Raw genomic sequence first — 16883 nt, 5'->3', positions numbered from 1 at the left:
TGCTGCCGCCTCTCAAAATGAGTTGCGTACCTCAAAACACCTCTGCTAGCCTTCAGCCATGGCCGAGACGCTCACCACGACCGCGCTGACGCTGAAGGACATCGCCCGCCAGGCCGGCGTCAGCCTCGCGACGGTGGACCGCGTCCTGCACAATCGGCCGGGCGTGCGGCCGGATACGGTCCGGCGCGTCAAGGAGGCGATCGAGCGCAATTCGTTCCAGCCGCACGTGGCCGCCGCCGAGCTCGCCCGCGGCCGCGCCCGCCGTTTCGCCTTCGTGATGCCGTCGGGGCCGAACCCGTTCATGCAGCAGATCCAGGATTATCTCGGCGAGATGTCGGGCTGGTTGTCGTCCCGCCGCCTTGGCGTCGAGACCGTCGCGACCGACGTGTTCGATCCGTCCATGCTCGCGGCATCCCTGGAAGGGCTCTCGGATGATTACGACGGTGTCGCTGTGGTGGCGCTGGATCATCCCAGGGTCCGCGCCGCGATCGACGATCTCGTCGATGCCGGCGCCAAGGTCGTGACGCTGGTCTCGGACGTGCCGTCGTCGCGCCGGCACCATTATGTCGGCATCGACAACATTGCTGCGGGGCGGACTGCCGGCGCGCTGGTCGGGCGGCTGGTCGGACAAAAGTCCGGCAAGGTCGCGATCGTCGCGGGCTCGCAGGGCCTGCGCGATCATGCCGAGCGCATTTTTGGCTTCAACCAGGTGATGGCGTCGGAATTCCCCGGCCTCACCGTGCTGCCGGTGCTCGAAGGGCGCGACGAGGACGCGCGTTCGGAGCAGGTGTTGACGCGGCTGTTGAGCCGGCATGCCGACATCGTGGGTCTTTATAATGTCGGCGCCGGTACGCAAGGCGTCGCCAACGCGTTGAATGAAAAGGCGTTGAGCGATGCCAGTCGCGACAAGCAGGCGGTGTTCGTCGGACACGACCTCACCGCGTTGACGCGTCGGCTGCTGCTGCAGGGCGTGATGCATGCCGCGATTTCGCAGAACCCCGGACATGAAGCGCGCGCCGCCGTACGTGTGCTGCTCGCGCTCGCCCGTGGCGAGCCGATCTTGCGCGAACAGGAGAAGATCAGGATCGACATCGTGATGCGGGACAATCTGCCTTAGCGGCAGGTGGAATTCAAAACGACCCGTTGCGGGTAAGGCGACTTTGAGTTCGCGCACCGCAACAGGCGAAAGGGAGGACGGCGTGTATCTCGGAATCGACATCGGCACATCGGGTGTGAAAGCGGTGCTCGTCAGCGAAGCCGGCGCTGTTGTCGCGACGGCGGCGCGCGAGCTTGCGCTGTCGCATCCGGCGCTGCTGTGGTCCGAGCAGGATCCCGATGCCTGGGTCGATGCGGCGGTCGGCGCGGTCGACGATCTTGCCGCCCGCCATCCCCGCGAGGTCGCGCGGGTGCGCGGCATCGGACTATCCGGCCAGATGCATGGCGCGACGCTGCTGGACGAGGACGGAGCGCCGCTGCGTCCCGCGATCCTCTGGAACGACGGTCGCTCGCATGCCGAATGCGTCGCGCTGGAGCGGCGCTGCCCGTCGTTGCATACGATCGCCGGCAATCTGGCCATGCCCGGCTTCACCGCGCCGAAGCTGCTCTGGGTCGCCAGGCACGAGCCGAAAATCTTCGCGCGCGTCGCAAAGGTGCTGCTGCCGAAGGCCTATGTCCGCTATCGCCTGACCGGCGAGATGGTCGAGGACATGTCGGACGCGGCCGGCACGCTATGGCTCGACGTCGGTCTGCGCCGCTGGTCGCCCCTGCTGCTGCATGCCACCGGGCTCGATCTCCATCACATGCCACGCCTGGTCGAGGGCAGCGACGTCAGCGCGACGCTCGCGCCGGACTACGCTCAACGCTGGGGCATGACTAGGGATGTCGTGGTCGCCGGCGGCGCCGGCGATAATGCCGCGAGCGCGATCGGGCTCGGCGCCATCGCGCCGGGCGATGCGTTTCTGTCGCTTGGCACATCCGGCGTGGTGTTCCGCGTCACCGATCGGTTTGCACCGGCGCCGGCCGCGGCGGTCCATGCGTTCTGTCACGCGCTGCCCGGCCGCTGGCATCAGATGGGCGTGATGCTGTCGGCGGCGGCTTCGCTGGCCTGGCTCGCGGGCGTGATGGAGACGCCGGCGCCAGCGCTGCTGGCGCCGCTCGGCGAGCGCGTCGATGGACCGAGTCCGGTCAAATTCCTGCCTTATCTCGACGGCGAGCGCACGCCGCACAACGATGCCGCCGCCAGCGGTGCCTTCGTCGGCCTGCGCGGTGCGACCGGGCGCTCCCAGATCGTTCAGGCCGTCCTCGAAGGCGTCGCCTTCGCTGCGCGCGACAATCTGGCGGCACTGAGCGCGGCGGGCGGGCCGCTTCCCGAGGTTGATCTCGTCGGCGGCGGCTCGCGCTCGCCGCTGTGGGCGCAGATCTGCGCCGATGTGCTCGGCATCCCCGTCCACCGCGTCGAGGAGGGCGAGGTCGGAGCGGCGCTCGGCGCCGCCAGGCTCGGACGGCTCGCCGCCACCGGCGAAGACGCGGCTGCGGTTTGCACCCGTCCGCGGCGGCTCGCGAGCTTTACGCCTCGCGCATCGGTCAGCGCGGCCTATGACGAGGCCTATCGCCGCTGGCGCGAACTTTATCCCGCGTTGAAGGAGTGTGCCTGAGTGACTGCGTCAGTGAAATTCTTCGATACAAGCGTACCTGTCGCCTTCGCCGGCGGAGATGCCGGCAACACGCCTGCCTTCCGCTGGTACGACAAGGACCGCCTCGTCCATGGCCGCAGGATGGAAGACCATCTGCGCTTTGCGGTCTGCTATTGGCACTCGTTGTGCTGGCCCGGCGGCGATCCCTTTGGCGGCGAGACGTTCCTGCGGCCCTGGCATCACGGCGCCGATGCGATGGCGCAGGCGCGCGCGAAGGCCGACGTCGCCTTCGAGCTGTTTCGCCTGCTCGACGTGCCCTTCTTCACCTTCCACGACGTCGATGCGGCGCCGGAAGGCAACTCGCTTGGCGAATCTGTTGCCAACCTCAATGCCATCGCCGATCTGTTCGAAGCGAAGATGGCCGCAAGCAAGGTGCGCCTGCTCTGGGGCACCGCCAATTTGTTCACGCATCGCCGCTACATGGCGGGCGCGGCCACCAATCCAGACCCGGAGATATTCACCTATGCCGCCGGCCAGGTCCGCGCCGCGCTGGAGGTGACGCACAGGCTCGGCGGCCAGAACTACGTGCTGTGGGGCGGGCGCGAGGGCTACGAGACGCTGCTCAACACCGATCTCAAGCGCGAGCTCGACCAGCTCGGCCGCTTCGTCTCGCTGGTGGTCGAGCACAAGCACAAGATCGGCTTCAAGGGACCGATCCTGATCGAGCCGAAGCCGAAGGAGCCGACCAAGCACCAATATGATTTCGACGTCGCCACCTGCTACGGCTTCCTCGCGCGTTACGACCTGCTGAAGGACGTCAAGCTCAACATCGAGCAGAACCACGCCATCCTCGCCGGCCACTCCTTCCATCACGAGGTCGCGCTGGCGGAGGCGCTGGGTGTGTTCGGCTCGCTCGACATCAACCGCGGCGACGATCTGCTCGGCTGGGACACTGACCAGTTCGCGATGAACGTGCCCGAGCTTGCCCTGGTGTTCCACGAGCTCCTGAGCCGCGGTGGCTTCAGCTCCGGCGGGCTCAATTTCGACGCCAAGATCCGCCGCCAGTCGATCGATCCCGACGATCTGATCCATGCCCATGTCGGCTCGATGGATGCCTGCGCGCGGGCGTTGCTCGCCGCTGCGGACATGCTCGACGCCGGCGTGCTCACTGGGCCGCTCGCGAAACGCTACGAGGGATGGGCCGGGCCTGAAGGCCGCGCCATTCTCGGCGGCCAGCGCTCGCTTGCCGAACTTGCCGACCGCGCGCACGGCCCGGGCTTTGACCCGCAGCCGCGCTCGGGCCGGCAGGAATATCTGGAATCCCTCGTCAACCGCTACGTCTGAGGAAGGCCGCTGATGACAAATGCACAAGCGACACCGGTCCTCGAGCTGACCGGCATCGGCAAGGAGTTCGGCGCGATCCGCGCGCTGCATGATGTCGACATGCAGGTCCTCCCCGGCGAAGTCGTCGGCCTGATGGGCGACAACGGCGCGGGCAAGTCGACGCTGGTCAAGATCATCGCCGGCAATTTCCGCCCCAGCCACGGCGAAATCCGCTTCGCCGGCAGCGCCGTCCATTTCAACCGGCCCGTCGATGCCCGCGGCGTCGGCATCGAGGTGGTCTATCAGGACCTTGCGCTCGCCGACAATCTCACCGCAGCGGCCAACGTGTTTCTCGGGCGCGAGCTGAAGCGCAGGATCGGGCCGTTCGCGTTGCTCGACCACAAGGCAATGGCGGCGCGTGCGCTGGAGCTGTTCGGCGAGCTGCGCTCGGAGACGCGCCCCGACGATCTCGTCAAGCAGATGTCGGGCGGCCAGCGCCAGGCGGTTGCGATCGCGCGGACGCGGCTCTCCAACGCGAAGCTGGTGATGATGGACGAGCCGACGGCCGCGATCTCGGTCCGCCAGGTCGAGCAGGTGCTCGGCCTGATTCACCGGCTGAAGGAGCAGGGCGTTGCCGTGATGCTGATCTCGCACCGCATGCCCGACGTGTTCGCGGTGTGCGATCGCGTCATCGTCATGCGCCGCGGCGAAAAGCGGGCCGACAAGCCCATCCACCAGACCTCCCCCGAGGAAGTCACCGCCCTGATCACCGGCGCGAAGGAGGCGGCGTGATGGCCATGCCCATGGAATCTCCGATCACCTTCTCGAACATCGGCAAGATTAGATGGTGGCAGCGCGGCATTTTCGCGTCCCAGACCGGCTATGTCCTGCTCGCGCTGGCGGTGCTGCTGGTGGTCATGCATTTCGCCAGCCCGTACTTCTTCACCGAGGGCAACATGCAGAACGTGGCGAAGAATTTCTCCTTCATCGCTATCGCTACCCTCGGCGTCACCTTCGTGATCATCACCGGCGGCATCGATCTGTCGGTCGGCTCGATGATGTGCTTCTCCGCCATGATCACCTCGATGGTGATGACCGAGCTGTCGGCGCCCGGCTCGCCGGCGGGATCCCTGTTCGTGCACATGGCGGCCGACGGCAAGACCGTGCTCGCCAATGTCCCTGGCCTGATCCTGGTGGTCTCGCTCCTCGCCGGCCTCGGCGTCGCGCTGCTCGCCGGCCTCGTCAACGGCTTCTGTATCGCGGTGCTCGGCCTGTCGCCGTTCGTCACCACCCTCGGCATGCTCTCGATCGTGCGCGGGCTCGGCTATGTCGTCTCCAACGGACGGGGCAGCTTTCCCGGTGGGCCGGATGCCGGTTATTTCTACGCGCTCACCTCCGGCGACGTGCTCGGCGTGCCCGTGCCATTCATTTATCTGATCGTCCTCGCGCTGGCGATGGCCGTGGTGCTGCACCACAGCTCGTTCGGCCGTCACGTGTTCGCGCTCGGCGGTAACGAGAAGGCGGCCGAACTCACCGGCATCCCGGTCGTGCGGGTGAAGATCGAGGTTTATGTGATCTGCGCGCTCGCCGCAGGCCTCCAGGGCATCATCATCTCGGGCTGGCTCGGATCGGCGCCGGCCAACATGGCGACGTCCTACGAGCTCAACGTGATCGCTGCGGCCGTCATCGGCGGTGCCAATCTCGCCGGCGGCATCGGTGGTCCACTCGGCGCCATCGTCGGCTGCGTGCTGCTCGAGGTGATCCGCAACGGCCTCGTGCTCGCCCAGGTCAGCTCCTACTGGCAGCAGACGCTGGTGGGCGTGATCATCATCCTGGCCGTATTGGTCGACCGCATCCGCTCGCGGATGATCTGAAACGACGTCGTTCCGGGACGGCAACGAAAATGCCGCCTGTCCACTTCCCGGACGATCTTGAGAGGACAGGCGCCAAAGAAGGGTGGAGGAGACGATGAGGAAATTTCTACTTGCCGGCATCGCGGTGGCGATGATGGCTACGCCGGCGTTTGCCGCAAACTACCGGTTCGTGATCGTGCCCAAGGCGATGAACAATCCGTTCTTCGACTTCGCGCGCGACGGCTGCCTGAAGCGTGCCAAGGAGCTCGGCAATATCGAGTGCATCTACAAGGGGCCGGTCGAGCACGAGCCGGCGACGCAGGCCCAGATCATCCAGGACTTCGTCACCCAGAAGGTCGACGGCCTCGCCATCTCGGTTGCCGACGTCGCGGCGATGACCAAGTCGATCGACGCGGCGACCGCGGCCGGCATCCCTGTCATCACCTTCGACGCCGATGCGCCCCGCGCCAAGCGCATCGCCTATATCGGCACCAACAACAAGGAGTTCGGCGTCGCCCTCGGCAAGGAGCTCCTGAAGCTGCGGCCCGACGGCGGCAAATACGCCATGGTTTCGGGTGGTCCCGGCGCCAAGAACCTCGCCGAACGCGTTGACGGCGTGCGCGAGGCGCTGAAGGGCTCGAAATGGACCGAGGTCGCGGGCTCTCCAACGTTCTGCAACGACGATCCCGCGCTGGCGGTTCAGCAGATGACTGACATGCGTACCGCGACGCCCGACCTCGCCGCAATCGTTCCCATCGGCGGCTGGCCGATGTTCGCCCCCGAAGGCTTCAAGGCCTTCGCGTCCAGGTACAAGAAGGATATCGATTCCGGCAAGTTCACGCTTGTCGTGGCCGATACGCTGAAGATGCAGCTCGAGCTGTTGCGCGATGGCTACGCCAATGCGCTGGTCGGCCAGCGTCCGTTCGAGATGGGCGAGAAGGCGATGGACACGCTGCTCGCCATCAAGAGGGGCGAGAAGGTGCCGGAGATCGTTTATACCGGCCTCGATCTCGTGACCAAGGACAACGTTGCGCAGATGTTGAAGTAGGAGCGTCGCCAGCCCCACGCTCCTGCGTGCCTCTCCCGCTTGCGATTTTCGCAAGCGGGAGAGATGATTTTGGCTGTTGGGGAGGACTGTTGAGGCAATGGGAATGAAAAGGTCGCGGCTCGGCTCGCTCGATGTCACCTCATTCGGCCTCGGTTCTGCCCCGCTCGGCGGATTGTTCACCCCCGTCAGCGATGCCGATGCGGAAGCGACCATCGCAAGCGCCTGGTCGCTCGGAATCCGCTTCTTCGACACCGCGCCGCTCTACGGCTTTGGCCTCGCGGAGCGACGCCTTGGCGCATTCCTGCGGCAACAACCCCGTGACTCCTACGCGATCTCGACCAAGGTCGGCCGTCTACTGCGTGCGCCCGATGGCGCTGCCGCCGAGGACGAGCATTACAAGGGCACGTCGCGCGAGCGGCCGGTGTTCGATTTCAGTTATGACGGCGTGATGCGGTCGGTGGAGGAAAGCCTGGCGCGGCTTGGGCTCGACCGCGTCGATGTCCTGCTCGTGCATGATCCCGACGATCACTATGACGACGCCGTCGCCGGCGCCTTCCGCGCGCTCCAGCGCCTGCGCGGGGACGGTACCGTCAAGGCGATCGGTGCCGGCATGAACCAGTCGGACATGCTGGTCCGGTTTGCAGAGGCCGTTCCGGTCGACTGCTTCCTGCTCGCCGGCCGCTACACGCTGCTCGACCAGGGCGCGCTGGATGCGCTGTTCCCGGTCTGCGCGGCGAAGAATATCGGCATCCTGCTCGGCGGCATCTACAACAGCGGCATCCTGGCCAATCCGCACACGGGCGCGAAGTTCAATTATCAGGATGCCGATGCGGCACTCGTCGCCCGCGCGCTCACGCTCGACGAGCTCTGCCGCAAGCACGGCACCGAGCTGAAAGCCGCCGCGCTGCAGTTCTGCATGGCCCATCCGGCAGTCACGGTCGCCGTGACGGGCGCGCGCAACGCCGCGGAAATTGCCGACAACATCGCGATGTCGGAGATGGCGGTGCCGGCGGCGTTCTGGCAGGAGCTGCGTGGGCGAAAACTCGTCGACGCCCGCGCGCCATTGCCGGCCGGAGCGTAAGGCATGATCGTCGACGCTCACCAGCATTTCTGGGATCCGGCGCGCGCCGACTATCCCTGGATGGACGCGCCCGAGCTCACGCCGATCCGGCGTGCCTTCGGTCCGGCCGATCTCGCGCCGCTTTTGAGCGCGAACGGCATCGACGCGAGCATCCTGGTGCAGTGCCGCTCCGCGCTGGCTGAGACCGAGGAATTCCTGCGGATCGCGCATGCGACGCCCTCGGTGATCGGCGTCGTCGGCTGGGCCGATCTGACCGACGCTGCACTTGGCGATACGCTGGAGCAGTTGCGTGCTTCGCCCGGCGGCGACAAGCTGGTCGGCATCCGCCACCAGGTCCATGACGAGGCCGACTCGGATTGGTTGTTGCGCGAGGACGTTCAGCGCGGCCTCACGGCCGTGTTCGCGCACGATCTCGCCTACGATTTCCTGGTCCGCACCCGCGAGCTGCCGGCCGCGATCGCAACCGCGCAAGCGTTCCCGCAGGCGCGCTTCGTGCTCGACCACGCAGCCAAGCCGCCGATCGCCGATGGCGGAAGCACTGGATGGTCCAACGGCATCGCGGCACTCGCGGCCTGCGGCAATGTCTGGTGCAAGGTCTCGGGGCTGGCGACGGAAGCGGTGTGGAGCGACTGGAATGCGGAACGGCTGTTTCCGTTCGTCGCGCACGCCGCGACATGCTTCGGCGAGGATCGCCTGATGTTCGGCTCGGACTGGCCGGTATGTTTGCTCGCGGGGAGCTATGGTGAGATCACGGGCGCGCTGGGGGCCTGCCTGATGAAGCTCGGGCCGCAGGTGCGGGAGAAGGCGTTCGGCGTGAATGCGAAGGCTGCGTATCGGTTGGCGATTGGTTGAAGCCGCCAGCGCGCGTGTCGCTCAGTGTTTGTCCCCAAACACCCGATCCAGCGCCGCATCGTACGTCGTCTGCACCAGCTCCGGATGCAGCTTCGCCAGCGCCTCCATCATCACGCCGGAATTGATCTCGAGCACGCGCCAGACGCCGTCGACGTGCACGAGGTCGATCGAGGCGAAGGTGATGCCGATGGCCTTGGCGGCGTTGATGGCGAGCTTTGCGCAGGCTGTGCGAAGATCGCCGTCCTGCATCAGCACGGGCTTCGCGCCCGCATCGAGATTGTGCCGCCAACCCGAGCCACGCTGCTTGCTGTAGACGACGAGTGGCACATCATCGAGCAGGACCACGCGTACTTCGTCCTCGATCACGGCATAGGGTGAGATCACGAGTCCGGCGCTCATCGAAAAGGCTTCGCCAACCGCATGATCGAGCTCTGTTTCCGTCGTGACCCTGAAGACGGATCGTCCCGACGTCCCCTCGTTCGGCTTCACCACCACGCCTTGCGGATTGTCGCCAAGCAGCGCCAGCATTGCCTCTCGCCAGCCAACGCCGACAACCTTCTCGCCCAACTTCGGATTGAGGAACAGGCGATGGGGAATGCAGGGCACGCCCTCGAGCGCCAGCACCTCGGCGGTGGCCGATTTGTCATTGGCCAGGCGGTGCGCGATGGCGCTGTTGAGGCCGATGTCGTAGCCGAACGCGAAGTGGCGCTGCTCGCCCCGGCGCATCGCGAGCAGCCAGCCATCGGCGCGGACATCGAGCGCGATGCCATGGGTTACGCAATAGCGCTTGATCGCCTGCACGAAGATCCGCTCGCCGCTCGCCATCTGTCTCTGTCGCCGGTCCTAGTCGCCAGTTCCGGTCGATCTTGGCGCCAAAAGCCGCAAAAATCGGGGAAACGACGCTAAACGGGGGTGAAATCAGAGCTATTCTTAATGAAATTCTCGCGAGCGCTACGGAAATTAAGTGCTGTATTCGAGCCTGGGAGGGAAAAGAAATTGCCTTCCGAATGCGCCGGACAGCAGATCCATTAATGATGTGACCATTTCCGCCGCAAATGCCGGTTTGACCGGCATCAATTGCATCCGGAACGAGGTTGATTATTGGTCTCAATGGCGTAGATCACACTCGCGAAATCCTCCGCCATGGCAATGGTGTCCGCTCCGCTTTCAGGGGCCGGGCAACGCTTTTGCCCTAAAACCGCAATTATTCGGAATATCGAAAATCATGAGCGCGTTTTACCGAGAGAAGGTTCTTTCCGTCCAGCACTGGACCGACACCCTGTTCAGCTTTCGCGCAACCCGCGATTCCGGCTTCCGCTTCCAGAACGGCCAGTTCGCGATGATCGGCCTCGAGGTTGAGGGCCGCCCGCTGCTCCGCGCCTACAGCATGGCGAGCGCTAATCACGAGGAAGAGCTCGAGTTCTTCTCGATCAAGGTTCAGGACGGCCCGCTGACGTCGCGTCTCCAGAAGATCAAGGAAGGCGACACCATCCTGGTCGGCCGCAAGGCGACCGGCACGCTGATCACGGACAATCTCATTCCCGGCAAGCGGCTGCTGCTGCTCTCGACCGGCACCGGCCTCGCGCCCTTCGCCAGCCTGATCAAGGATCCCGAGGTTTACGACCAGTTCGACAGCATCGTGCTGGTGCACGGCTGCCGCCAGGTCTCCGAGCTCGCCTATGGCGAGAAGCTCGTCGCCGGTCTTCGCGAGGACGAACTGTTCGGGGAGTTGCTCGCGGACAAGCTCATCTACTACCCGACCGTGACCCGCGAGCCGTTCAAGAATCGCGGCCGCATCACCGACCTCATCAGCTCCGAGCAGATCTTCAACGACATCGGCCAGGGTCCGCTCGACATCGCGACCGACCGCATCATGATGTGCGGCAGCCCGGCGATGCTCGAAGAGCTGAAACTGATGTTCGAAGGCCGCGACTTCGTCGAGGGCTCGGGCAACAAGCCCGGCCATTTCGTGATCGAAAAGGCGTTCGTCGAGCGGTAGGCCCTCTCGGTCTCGTCCTGGCAAAAGCCAGGACGCTTGCCTGAGTAAAGCGCCTTGACCGGTTAATGCCCGTCCCTCCCGAGCCCTGCTGCACCGCAGCAGCCCGCCCATCGGGCTGATTGATTTGTCCCCGCCGAATTCGCTAGCGTGAAACAACCGCCGCGTCATATCCGTATGACAGGCGCGGGCGTATCGTACCGCCTCATGCTGGCGAGAGGATGGGAATCGTGGCCGACGAGAACAAAACGCAGGAATCGCCCAACCCGTCGGTCAAACGGCTGCCGCTGGCGGAAGAGGGGATCATGGAAACCCTGCTGCTGCCATTCTCTCCGCGCTTCATCGTCCTGACGATCTGCGCGGTGGTCACTGCGCTGCTGACCGGCATCGGATTTGCCGATGGCAAGATCTTCGACATTCTGCTGATCCCGATCCTGATCTTCGGCGCGCTGACGGCGCTTGGCGTCCGCGACCTCATGCAGAAGGGCCACGCCGTTCTGCGCAACTACCCGATCTCGGCCCATATCCGTTTTTTGCTCGAAGAGATACGCCCGGAGATGCGGCAGTATTTCTTCGAGAGCGAGAAGGACGGCATGCCGTTCTCGCGCGACATCCGTGCGGTGGTCTATCAGCGCGCCAAGATGCAGCTCGACAAGCGTCCGTTCGGTACCCAGGAGGACGTCTACCGCCAGGGTTATGAGTGGATGCATCACTCGGTCTCGCCGAAGACGCATGCCGAGGAGAAATTCCGCGTCACTATCGGCGGCCCGGATTGCGCCAAGCCGTATTCGGCTTCGGTATTCAACATTTCCGCCATGAGTTTTGGCGCGCTCAGCCCGAACGCCGTGCGCGCGCTGAATGCCGGCGCCAAGAAGGGCGGCTTCGCGCACGACACCGGCGAGGGCGGCTTCAGCCCCTATCACGCGGAGATGGGCGGCGACATCATCTGGGAGATCGGTTCGGGCTATTTCGGCTGTCGTCATCTCGACGGCGCCTTCGATCCCGAAGCCTTCGCGCGCGTCGCGACCCAGGACCAGATCAAGATGGTCGAGCTCAAGATCAGCCAGGGCGCCAAGCCCGGTCATGGCGGCGTGCTGCCGGCGGCGAAAGTCTCGGAGGAGATTTCCAAGATCCGCGGGGTCGCCATGGGCGAGGATTGCATCTCGCCGGCCTCGCATCGCGCCTTCTCGACGCCTGTCGGCATGATGAAGTTCATCGGCGAGATGCGAAAGCTCTCCGGCGGCAAGCCGACGGGCTTCAAGCTGTGCATCGGTCATCCGTGGGAATTCCTGGCGATCTGCAAGGCGATGATCGAGACCGGCATCTATCCCGACTTCATCGTTGTCGACGGCAACGAGGGTGGCACCGGCGCCGCGCCGCTGGAGTTCATGGACCATCTGGGCATGCCGATGCGCGAGGGCGTCAGTTTCGTCCACAACGCGCTGATCGGCATCAACGCGCGCGACCGCATCAAGATCGGCGCCTCCGGCAAGATAGCCACCGCGTTCGACATGGCGCGCGCCATGGCGATCGGCGCGGACTACTGCAATTCGGCGCGCGGCTTCATGTTCTCGCTCGGCTGCATCCAGTCGCTGAGCTGCCACACCGACCGCTGCCCGACCGGCGTCGCGACGCAGGACCCGACGCGGGCGCGCGCACTCTATGTGCCGCTCAAGATCGACCGCGTGCACAATTATCACCTGGCGACGCTGCACTCGCTGACCGAGCTGATCGCCGCGGCCGGTCTCGAACATCCGCAGCAGCTGCGCCCGATCCACTTCTCCCAGCGCACCTCGACGACGGACGTGAAATCCTTCGCGCAGCTTTATCCGTCGCTGCGTCCGGGCGAACTGCTCGAAGGCACCGAAGACCCACGCTTCCGGGACGCCTGGCGGATGGCACGGACGGAGACGTTCCAGCCGGCGCTGTAGGACGCCGGTCCACTTGCAGGGCCGCGGCCGCGCGCGCAAAAGCATCGCGAGGGGGTGCGTTTAACGTTTGATTCAACTTTGGGTGTAGATTGTTCCCATGGACGAGCGGCGCGACAAGGCAAGGCATCGCGTGCTGAAGGCCGGAACGATCGAGTTCGGCGGCGGCGGCGCGATCGACTGCACTATCCGCAACCTGTCAGATACCGGCGCCGCGCTCGACGTCAGCAGTCCCGTCGGCATCCCCGACCATTTCAGCCTGCTTGTGCGGGCCGACGGAAAACATCTCGCCTGCACCGTGATCTGGCGCAAGGAAAAGCGGATCGGGGTGAGGTTCGGGTGAGGGTCTAGAGTTTGGCGCAAGCTCTAACCACAAACTCCGCCGTCGTCCCGGACAAGCGCCAGCGCAGATCCGGGACCCATACCGCGTGATCTGTCGATCATGCGCAGACAGCAGCACCGCGCAACTACCAGTCTTCGCCAAGCTCAATCCTGTGGCTATGGGTCCCGGATCTGCGCTCCGCTTCGCTGCGCTTCCGGGACGACGAGAGTGGCTCACCCCGTCTCTACTTCGCTCCGCCGGCTCGCCAGAATCTTGTCGATCCTCCGCCCGTCGAGATCGACCACCTCGATGTGCCAATCGCCAAAGTCGAAGGCGTCGCCGACATCAGGCAGCACGTTGAACTGTTGCAGCACGAGGCCGGCGACGGTGTTGTAGCGGTGCGGCGGCAGTTCGATGCCGAGCAGCTCGCCGAATTCGTCGACCGGCATCCAGCCTGAGACCAGCAGCGAATCGTCCGCGCGCTTGACGTAGGCCGGTTCCGGCGGGCCTTCCTCGGAATGGAAGGCACCGACAATGGATTCCAGAATGTCAGCCGTCGTCACGATGCCTTCGAAGGCGCCGTATTCGTCGTAGACGAGGCCGACATGCACCGGTGCAGCCTTCAGGATCGCCAGCACGTCGCGGGCATCGGCCGAGGCGGGAATGCCGGGCGCCTCGCGGACCAGCACGCGCAAATCCGGCGTGCGCTCGTTCATGAAGGCCACCAGCAGGTCCTTGGCTTGAAGCACGCCAATCGGCTTGTCGCGGTCGCCGTCGGACACCGGAAAGCGCGAATGCGGACTCTTGGCGATGGTCGCTTGAATGCTTTCCGGCGTATCGTTCAGGTCGATCTCGTTGACCTCCGTGCGCGGCGTCATAATCGCGCCGACCGGCCGGTCGCCGAGCCGCATCACGCCCGCGATCATCTCCTTTTCACCTGACTCGAGCACGCCTGCGTTTTCGGCTTCGCTGACGAGATGATGGATCTCATCTTCTGACACTTTTTCTTCAGACTTGCCGCCATGGCCGAGCAGCGTGAGGATCAGCTTGCCGGAGAGATCGAGCAGGAAGACCAGCGGCAGCGAGACCTTCGCAAGCACGTGCATCGCGGGTGCAACCCTGACCGCGATGCTCTCGGGGTCGCGCAGCGCCACCTGCTTCGGCACCAGCTCGCCGACGATCAGGGTGGCGTAGGTGATGAGCGTGACGACCAGCCCCACTCCGACGATGTCGGCAATTCCTGCGGACAGGCCGAGCTCGAGCAGCCATTGCGTCAGCCGCTGTCCGAGCGTCGCGCCCGAGAACGCGCCGGAGAGCACGCCGACCAGCGTGATCCCGATCTGCACCGTCGAGAGGAATTTGCCGGGATCGGCCGCGAGCGTCAGCGCCCGCGCGGCGCCGCGGACGCCCTTGGCGGCGAGCATCGACAGCCGGGCCGGGCGCGACGAGACCACGGCCAACTCGGACATGGACAGCAAGCCGTTGATGACGATCAGGACGACGACGATGGCGAGTTCGGCGGAGAGCATTGATGTTCCGAGGTAAGGGAGTGTGGCGCGGATGGCCGCACAGGTCTTGATATAGGTATTCGAGGAAGAAATGCCGATGATTCTGTCCCATCGGGCATCGCGAAGGAACTTCGGCGACCCCGTCCCCGAAGGCACTCCCCAATACCCCGCGGAACTACGGGCATGCCGTTGCTTAACGGGCTCTTAGCGGCCACCAGCTAGGTTCTCGGCATTTGCAGGAATGTATTCGGGGATCAGAATGCGGATCGGGAAGCTCTTTGCGCTGTCGATGCTGACGGTGACGGTGTTTGCAGTCATCCTTGGCGCCGAGGTGCTGATACCCCAGGCGCGCATCTTCACGAACCGCTCCGATGCGATCAAGACGGTCGAGGCCTTCGGTGCGACCCTGATGGTCAGTCAGCACGTTGCCGGCCTTCGTGCTCCCTACATTTCCCCGATCTTCCAGGAGAATTCTGCGACGCAGGTCCAGATCGAAGCCGCCGCAAAGGCGGCGAAAGCGGTCGATGGCGCGTTCGAGGGGGCAAGGCGCGCCATCATGGTGCTGGATGATTCCGGAGCGATGATCGAAAACCTGGACCGTACTGCGCGGCGGCTCAAGGATATCATCACGGCGGCAGATCGCGCGATGAGCGTGCCCCTGGCGACGCGCGACGGCGCTGTAATCAAGGGCTTCCTTCCAGGCGTTGCCGAGGTCATCGGCAATATCGAGCCGATCATGAACCGGCTTGAAGCCAAGGTCATCAATGCCGATTCCTCGCTTGCGGCGCTGTTGAGCCTGGCGCGAACGGCGCAGGATCTGCGCGTCTCGGCCGGCAGCCGCGCCGCCACGCTGTCGCCGGCGCTGAGCGCTCGCCGACCGCTCACGGCGGCCGAATTGTCGCTGATGGATCGGATGCAGGGACGTGTCGAGGCCGACCGCGAGCGCATCGAGGCCGGCATCGACCAGCTCGGAAGCCCGCCCCGGATCGCCACCGCGCTGAAGGCGGCGACGGATTCCTATTTCGGGAAAGCAGCCGCTGCCGTGGACAAGGAGATGCTCGCGGCGCGTGGCGACGGCAAGTACGGCATCAATGCCGAAGAGCTGGCCAACATCATCGTCCCCGCCATCCAGATGTTCTACGGCGTCCGCGATGCCGCGCTGGCGGAAGCTGCCGAGCGCGCCTCGGCCGCGCGCGACGGCGCGCTGGCGATGCTCGCGCTCGCGGGCGTGGCGGTGCTGGCGCTGCTGGGGACACTCGGTGGCGTGACGATGATGTTGCGCAGGCGCGTGGTGACGCCGCTCAGCCGGCTCGCGGACGTGATCGCAACTCTTGCCGCCGGGCAGCACGAGGTCGAGATTCCCGTGACCGGCCGCAATGACGAGATCAGCCAGGTGGCGGGCTCGCTCCAGCACTTCAAAGATTCGCTCTCCGCCAAGAAGGCCGCCGATGAGGCCGCCGCGGTGGAAGCCGAGGCGAAGCTCCGGCGCAGCCAGCGCATGGACCAGATCGCACGCGATTTCGAAGCGTTGATCGGCGACGTCATCAACACCGTGTCGTCGGCATCGTCGGAGCTGGAAGTGTCGGCGGGAACGCTGACGAGCACCGCCGATCAATCGGAAAAGGTCACCGCGACCGTTGCGGCCGCCTCCGAGCAGGCCTCCAGCAACGTGCAGACCGTCGCCGCGGCCGCGGAGGAAATGGCGTCCTCGGTCGACGAGATCAGCCGGCAGGTCCAGGACTCCGCGCGGGTGGCCGGCGAAGCGGTGCAGCAGGCTGCGCGTACCAACGACTATGTTGGCGAACTCGCCAAGGCGGCCGGCCGGATCGGCGACGTGGTCGAGCTCATCAGCCAGATCGCGGGCCAGACCAATCTTCTGGCGCTCAATGCAACGATCGAGGCGGCGCGCGCCGGCGAGGCCGGGCGCGGCTTCGCCGTGGTCGCCTCCGAGGTCAAGGCGCTCGCCGAGCAGACCGCCAAGGCCACCGGCGAGATCAGCCAGCAGATCACGGGAATCCAGAGCGCGACGCAGGATTCCGTCGGCGCCATCAAGTCGATCGGCGACACCATCACCCGCATGTCCGAGATCGCATCGGCGATCGCCTCCGCGGTCGAGCAGCAAGGCGCGGCGACGCGGGAGATTTCCCGCAACGTGCAGCAGGCGGCATGCGGCACCCAACAGGTCTCCGCCAGCATCGTCGACGTGCAGCGCGGCGCGAGCCAGACCGGATCGGCCTCCTCCACCGTGCTCGCGTCAGCGAAGTCGCTGTCCGGCGAGAGCGGCCGCCTCAAGGTCGAGGTCGGGAAGTTCCTGGACGCGATCCGGGCTGCGTAAGTCA

Annotated in this window: 14 protein-coding genes; 12 read left to right on the top strand and 2 right to left on the bottom strand. The window is 65.4% G+C overall.

The annotated features are described in order from the left end of the window. The first annotated feature begins 58 nt into the window (after nucleotides 1-58). From IVA93_RS34280 to IVA93_RS34245, 8 genes are all read left to right on the top strand, one after another. Nucleotides 59-1117 (top strand): LacI family DNA-binding transcriptional regulator, encoded by a 1059-nt coding sequence (locus IVA93_RS34280; protein WP_018460103.1) that lies wholly within the window; start codon nucleotides 59-61, stop codon nucleotides 1115-1117. Between the two features lie 82 nt (nucleotides 1118-1199). Beyond that, the gene (gene xylB, locus IVA93_RS34275) at nucleotides 1200-2654 is read left to right on the top strand and encodes a xylulokinase (protein WP_018460102.1); all 1455 of its coding nucleotides are present in this window, start codon (nucleotides 1200-1202) and stop codon (nucleotides 2652-2654) included. Next, nucleotides 2655-3977 carry a xylose isomerase gene (gene xylA / locus IVA93_RS34270; protein ID WP_026233946.1) on the top strand — a complete coding sequence of 441 codons (1323 nt, stop codon included), beginning with the start codon at nucleotides 2655-2657 and terminating at the stop codon, nucleotides 3975-3977. Nucleotides 3978-3989: 12 nt separating this feature from the next. Beyond that, nucleotides 3990-4748, top strand: a complete 759-nt coding sequence (locus tag IVA93_RS34265; protein ID WP_007597833.1) for an ATP-binding cassette domain-containing protein — start codon at nucleotides 3990-3992, stop codon at nucleotides 4746-4748. Beyond that, nucleotides 4748-5830: an ABC transporter permease gene (locus tag IVA93_RS34260; protein ID WP_018460100.1), complete on the top strand. Its 1083-nt coding sequence runs from the start codon at nucleotides 4748-4750 to the stop codon at nucleotides 5828-5830. Before IVA93_RS34265 ends, IVA93_RS34260 begins: the two co-directional genes overlap by 1 nt. A 94-nt stretch (nucleotides 5831-5924) precedes the next feature. After that, complete coding sequence (locus IVA93_RS34255) at nucleotides 5925-6857, top strand: sugar-binding protein (protein ID WP_026233945.1); 933 nt, start codon at nucleotides 5925-5927, stop codon at nucleotides 6855-6857. A 103-nt stretch (nucleotides 6858-6960) separates the two neighbouring features. Then, nucleotides 6961-7938, top strand: a complete 978-nt coding sequence (locus IVA93_RS34250; protein WP_018460098.1) for an aldo/keto reductase — start codon at nucleotides 6961-6963, stop codon at nucleotides 7936-7938. Nucleotides 7939-7941: 3 nt separating this feature from the next. Next, on the top strand, nucleotides 7942-8790 hold the full coding sequence (locus IVA93_RS34245; protein WP_018460097.1) for an amidohydrolase family protein: 849 nt from the start codon (nucleotides 7942-7944) through the stop codon (nucleotides 8788-8790). Between the two features lie 21 nt (nucleotides 8791-8811). Here IVA93_RS34245 and IVA93_RS34240 read toward each other — a convergent pair whose 3' ends face one another. After that, on the bottom strand, nucleotides 8812-9615 hold the full coding sequence (locus IVA93_RS34240) for an ATP-grasp domain-containing protein (RefSeq protein ID WP_018460096.1): 804 nt from the start codon (nucleotides 9613-9615) through the stop codon (nucleotides 8812-8814). 400 nt (nucleotides 9616-10015) lie between these two features. On the opposite strand from IVA93_RS34240, the gene IVA93_RS34235 reads away from it, so the two are divergent. The 3 genes from IVA93_RS34235 (at nucleotide 10016) to IVA93_RS34225 (ending at nucleotide 13057) form a co-directional block, all read left to right on the top strand. Continuing rightward, the gene (locus IVA93_RS34235; protein ID WP_018460095.1) at nucleotides 10016-10789 is read left to right on the top strand and encodes a ferredoxin--NADP reductase; all 774 of its coding nucleotides are present in this window, start codon (nucleotides 10016-10018) and stop codon (nucleotides 10787-10789) included. Between the two features lie 218 nt (nucleotides 10790-11007). Continuing rightward, a complete protein-coding gene (locus IVA93_RS34230; protein ID WP_198957634.1) occupies nucleotides 11008-12717 on the top strand; it encodes an FMN-binding glutamate synthase family protein in 1710 nt (569 codons plus the stop codon). Between the two features lie 97 nt (nucleotides 12718-12814). Then, on the top strand, nucleotides 12815-13057 hold the full coding sequence (locus IVA93_RS34225; RefSeq protein WP_018460093.1) for a PilZ domain-containing protein: 243 nt from the start codon (nucleotides 12815-12817) through the stop codon (nucleotides 13055-13057). A 212-nt stretch (nucleotides 13058-13269) separates the two neighbouring features. On the opposite strand, the gene IVA93_RS34220 is transcribed toward IVA93_RS34225, so the two are convergent. Continuing rightward, nucleotides 13270-14565, bottom strand: coding sequence for a hemolysin family protein (locus IVA93_RS34220; protein ID WP_018460092.1), 1296 nt, complete (start codon nucleotides 14563-14565; stop codon nucleotides 13270-13272). A gap of 238 nt (nucleotides 14566-14803) precedes the next feature. Here IVA93_RS34220 and IVA93_RS34215 point away from each other — a divergent pair, with 238 nt between their 5' ends. Then, on the top strand, nucleotides 14804-16879 hold the full coding sequence (locus IVA93_RS34215; protein WP_018460091.1) for a methyl-accepting chemotaxis protein: 2076 nt from the start codon (nucleotides 14804-14806) through the stop codon (nucleotides 16877-16879). Nucleotides 16880-16883: the final 4 nt, after the last annotated feature.

The organism is Bradyrhizobium sp. 155, from assembly GCF_023101105.1.
In the GTDB taxonomy this organism is placed as follows: domain Bacteria; phylum Pseudomonadota; class Alphaproteobacteria; order Rhizobiales; family Xanthobacteraceae; genus Bradyrhizobium; species Bradyrhizobium canariense_D.
Note: the sequence above shows the minus strand (reverse complement) of the source record. Positions and strands in the feature narration are given on the sequence as shown.

Coding starts and splice junctions, on each gene's coding strand:
- IVA93_RS34280 (WP_018460103.1), top strand. CDS start 59: ATGGCCGAGACGCTCACCACGACCGCGCTGACGCTGAAGGACATCGCC.
- IVA93_RS34265 (WP_007597833.1), top strand. CDS start 3,990: ATGACAAATGCACAAGCGACACCGGTCCTCGAGCTGACCGGCATCGGC.
- IVA93_RS34260 (WP_018460100.1), top strand. CDS start 4,748: ATGGCCATGCCCATGGAATCTCCGATCACCTTCTCGAACATCGGCAAG.
- IVA93_RS34255 (WP_026233945.1), top strand. CDS start 5,925: ATGAGGAAATTTCTACTTGCCGGCATCGCGGTGGCGATGATGGCTACG.
- IVA93_RS34250 (WP_018460098.1), top strand. CDS start 6,961: ATGAAAAGGTCGCGGCTCGGCTCGCTCGATGTCACCTCATTCGGCCTC.
- IVA93_RS34245 (WP_018460097.1), top strand. CDS start 7,942: ATGATCGTCGACGCTCACCAGCATTTCTGGGATCCGGCGCGCGCCGAC.
- IVA93_RS34240 (WP_018460096.1), bottom strand. CDS start 9,615: ATGGCGAGCGGCGAGCGGATCTTCGTGCAGGCGATCAAGCGCTATTGC.
- IVA93_RS34235 (WP_018460095.1), top strand. CDS start 10,016: ATGAGCGCGTTTTACCGAGAGAAGGTTCTTTCCGTCCAGCACTGGACC.
- IVA93_RS34230 (WP_198957634.1), top strand. CDS start 11,008: ATGGGAATCGTGGCCGACGAGAACAAAACGCAGGAATCGCCCAACCCG.
- IVA93_RS34225 (WP_018460093.1), top strand. CDS start 12,815: ATGGACGAGCGGCGCGACAAGGCAAGGCATCGCGTGCTGAAGGCCGGA.
- IVA93_RS34220 (WP_018460092.1), bottom strand. CDS start 14,565: ATGCTCTCCGCCGAACTCGCCATCGTCGTCGTCCTGATCGTCATCAAC.
- IVA93_RS34215 (WP_018460091.1), top strand. CDS start 14,804: ATGCGGATCGGGAAGCTCTTTGCGCTGTCGATGCTGACGGTGACGGTG.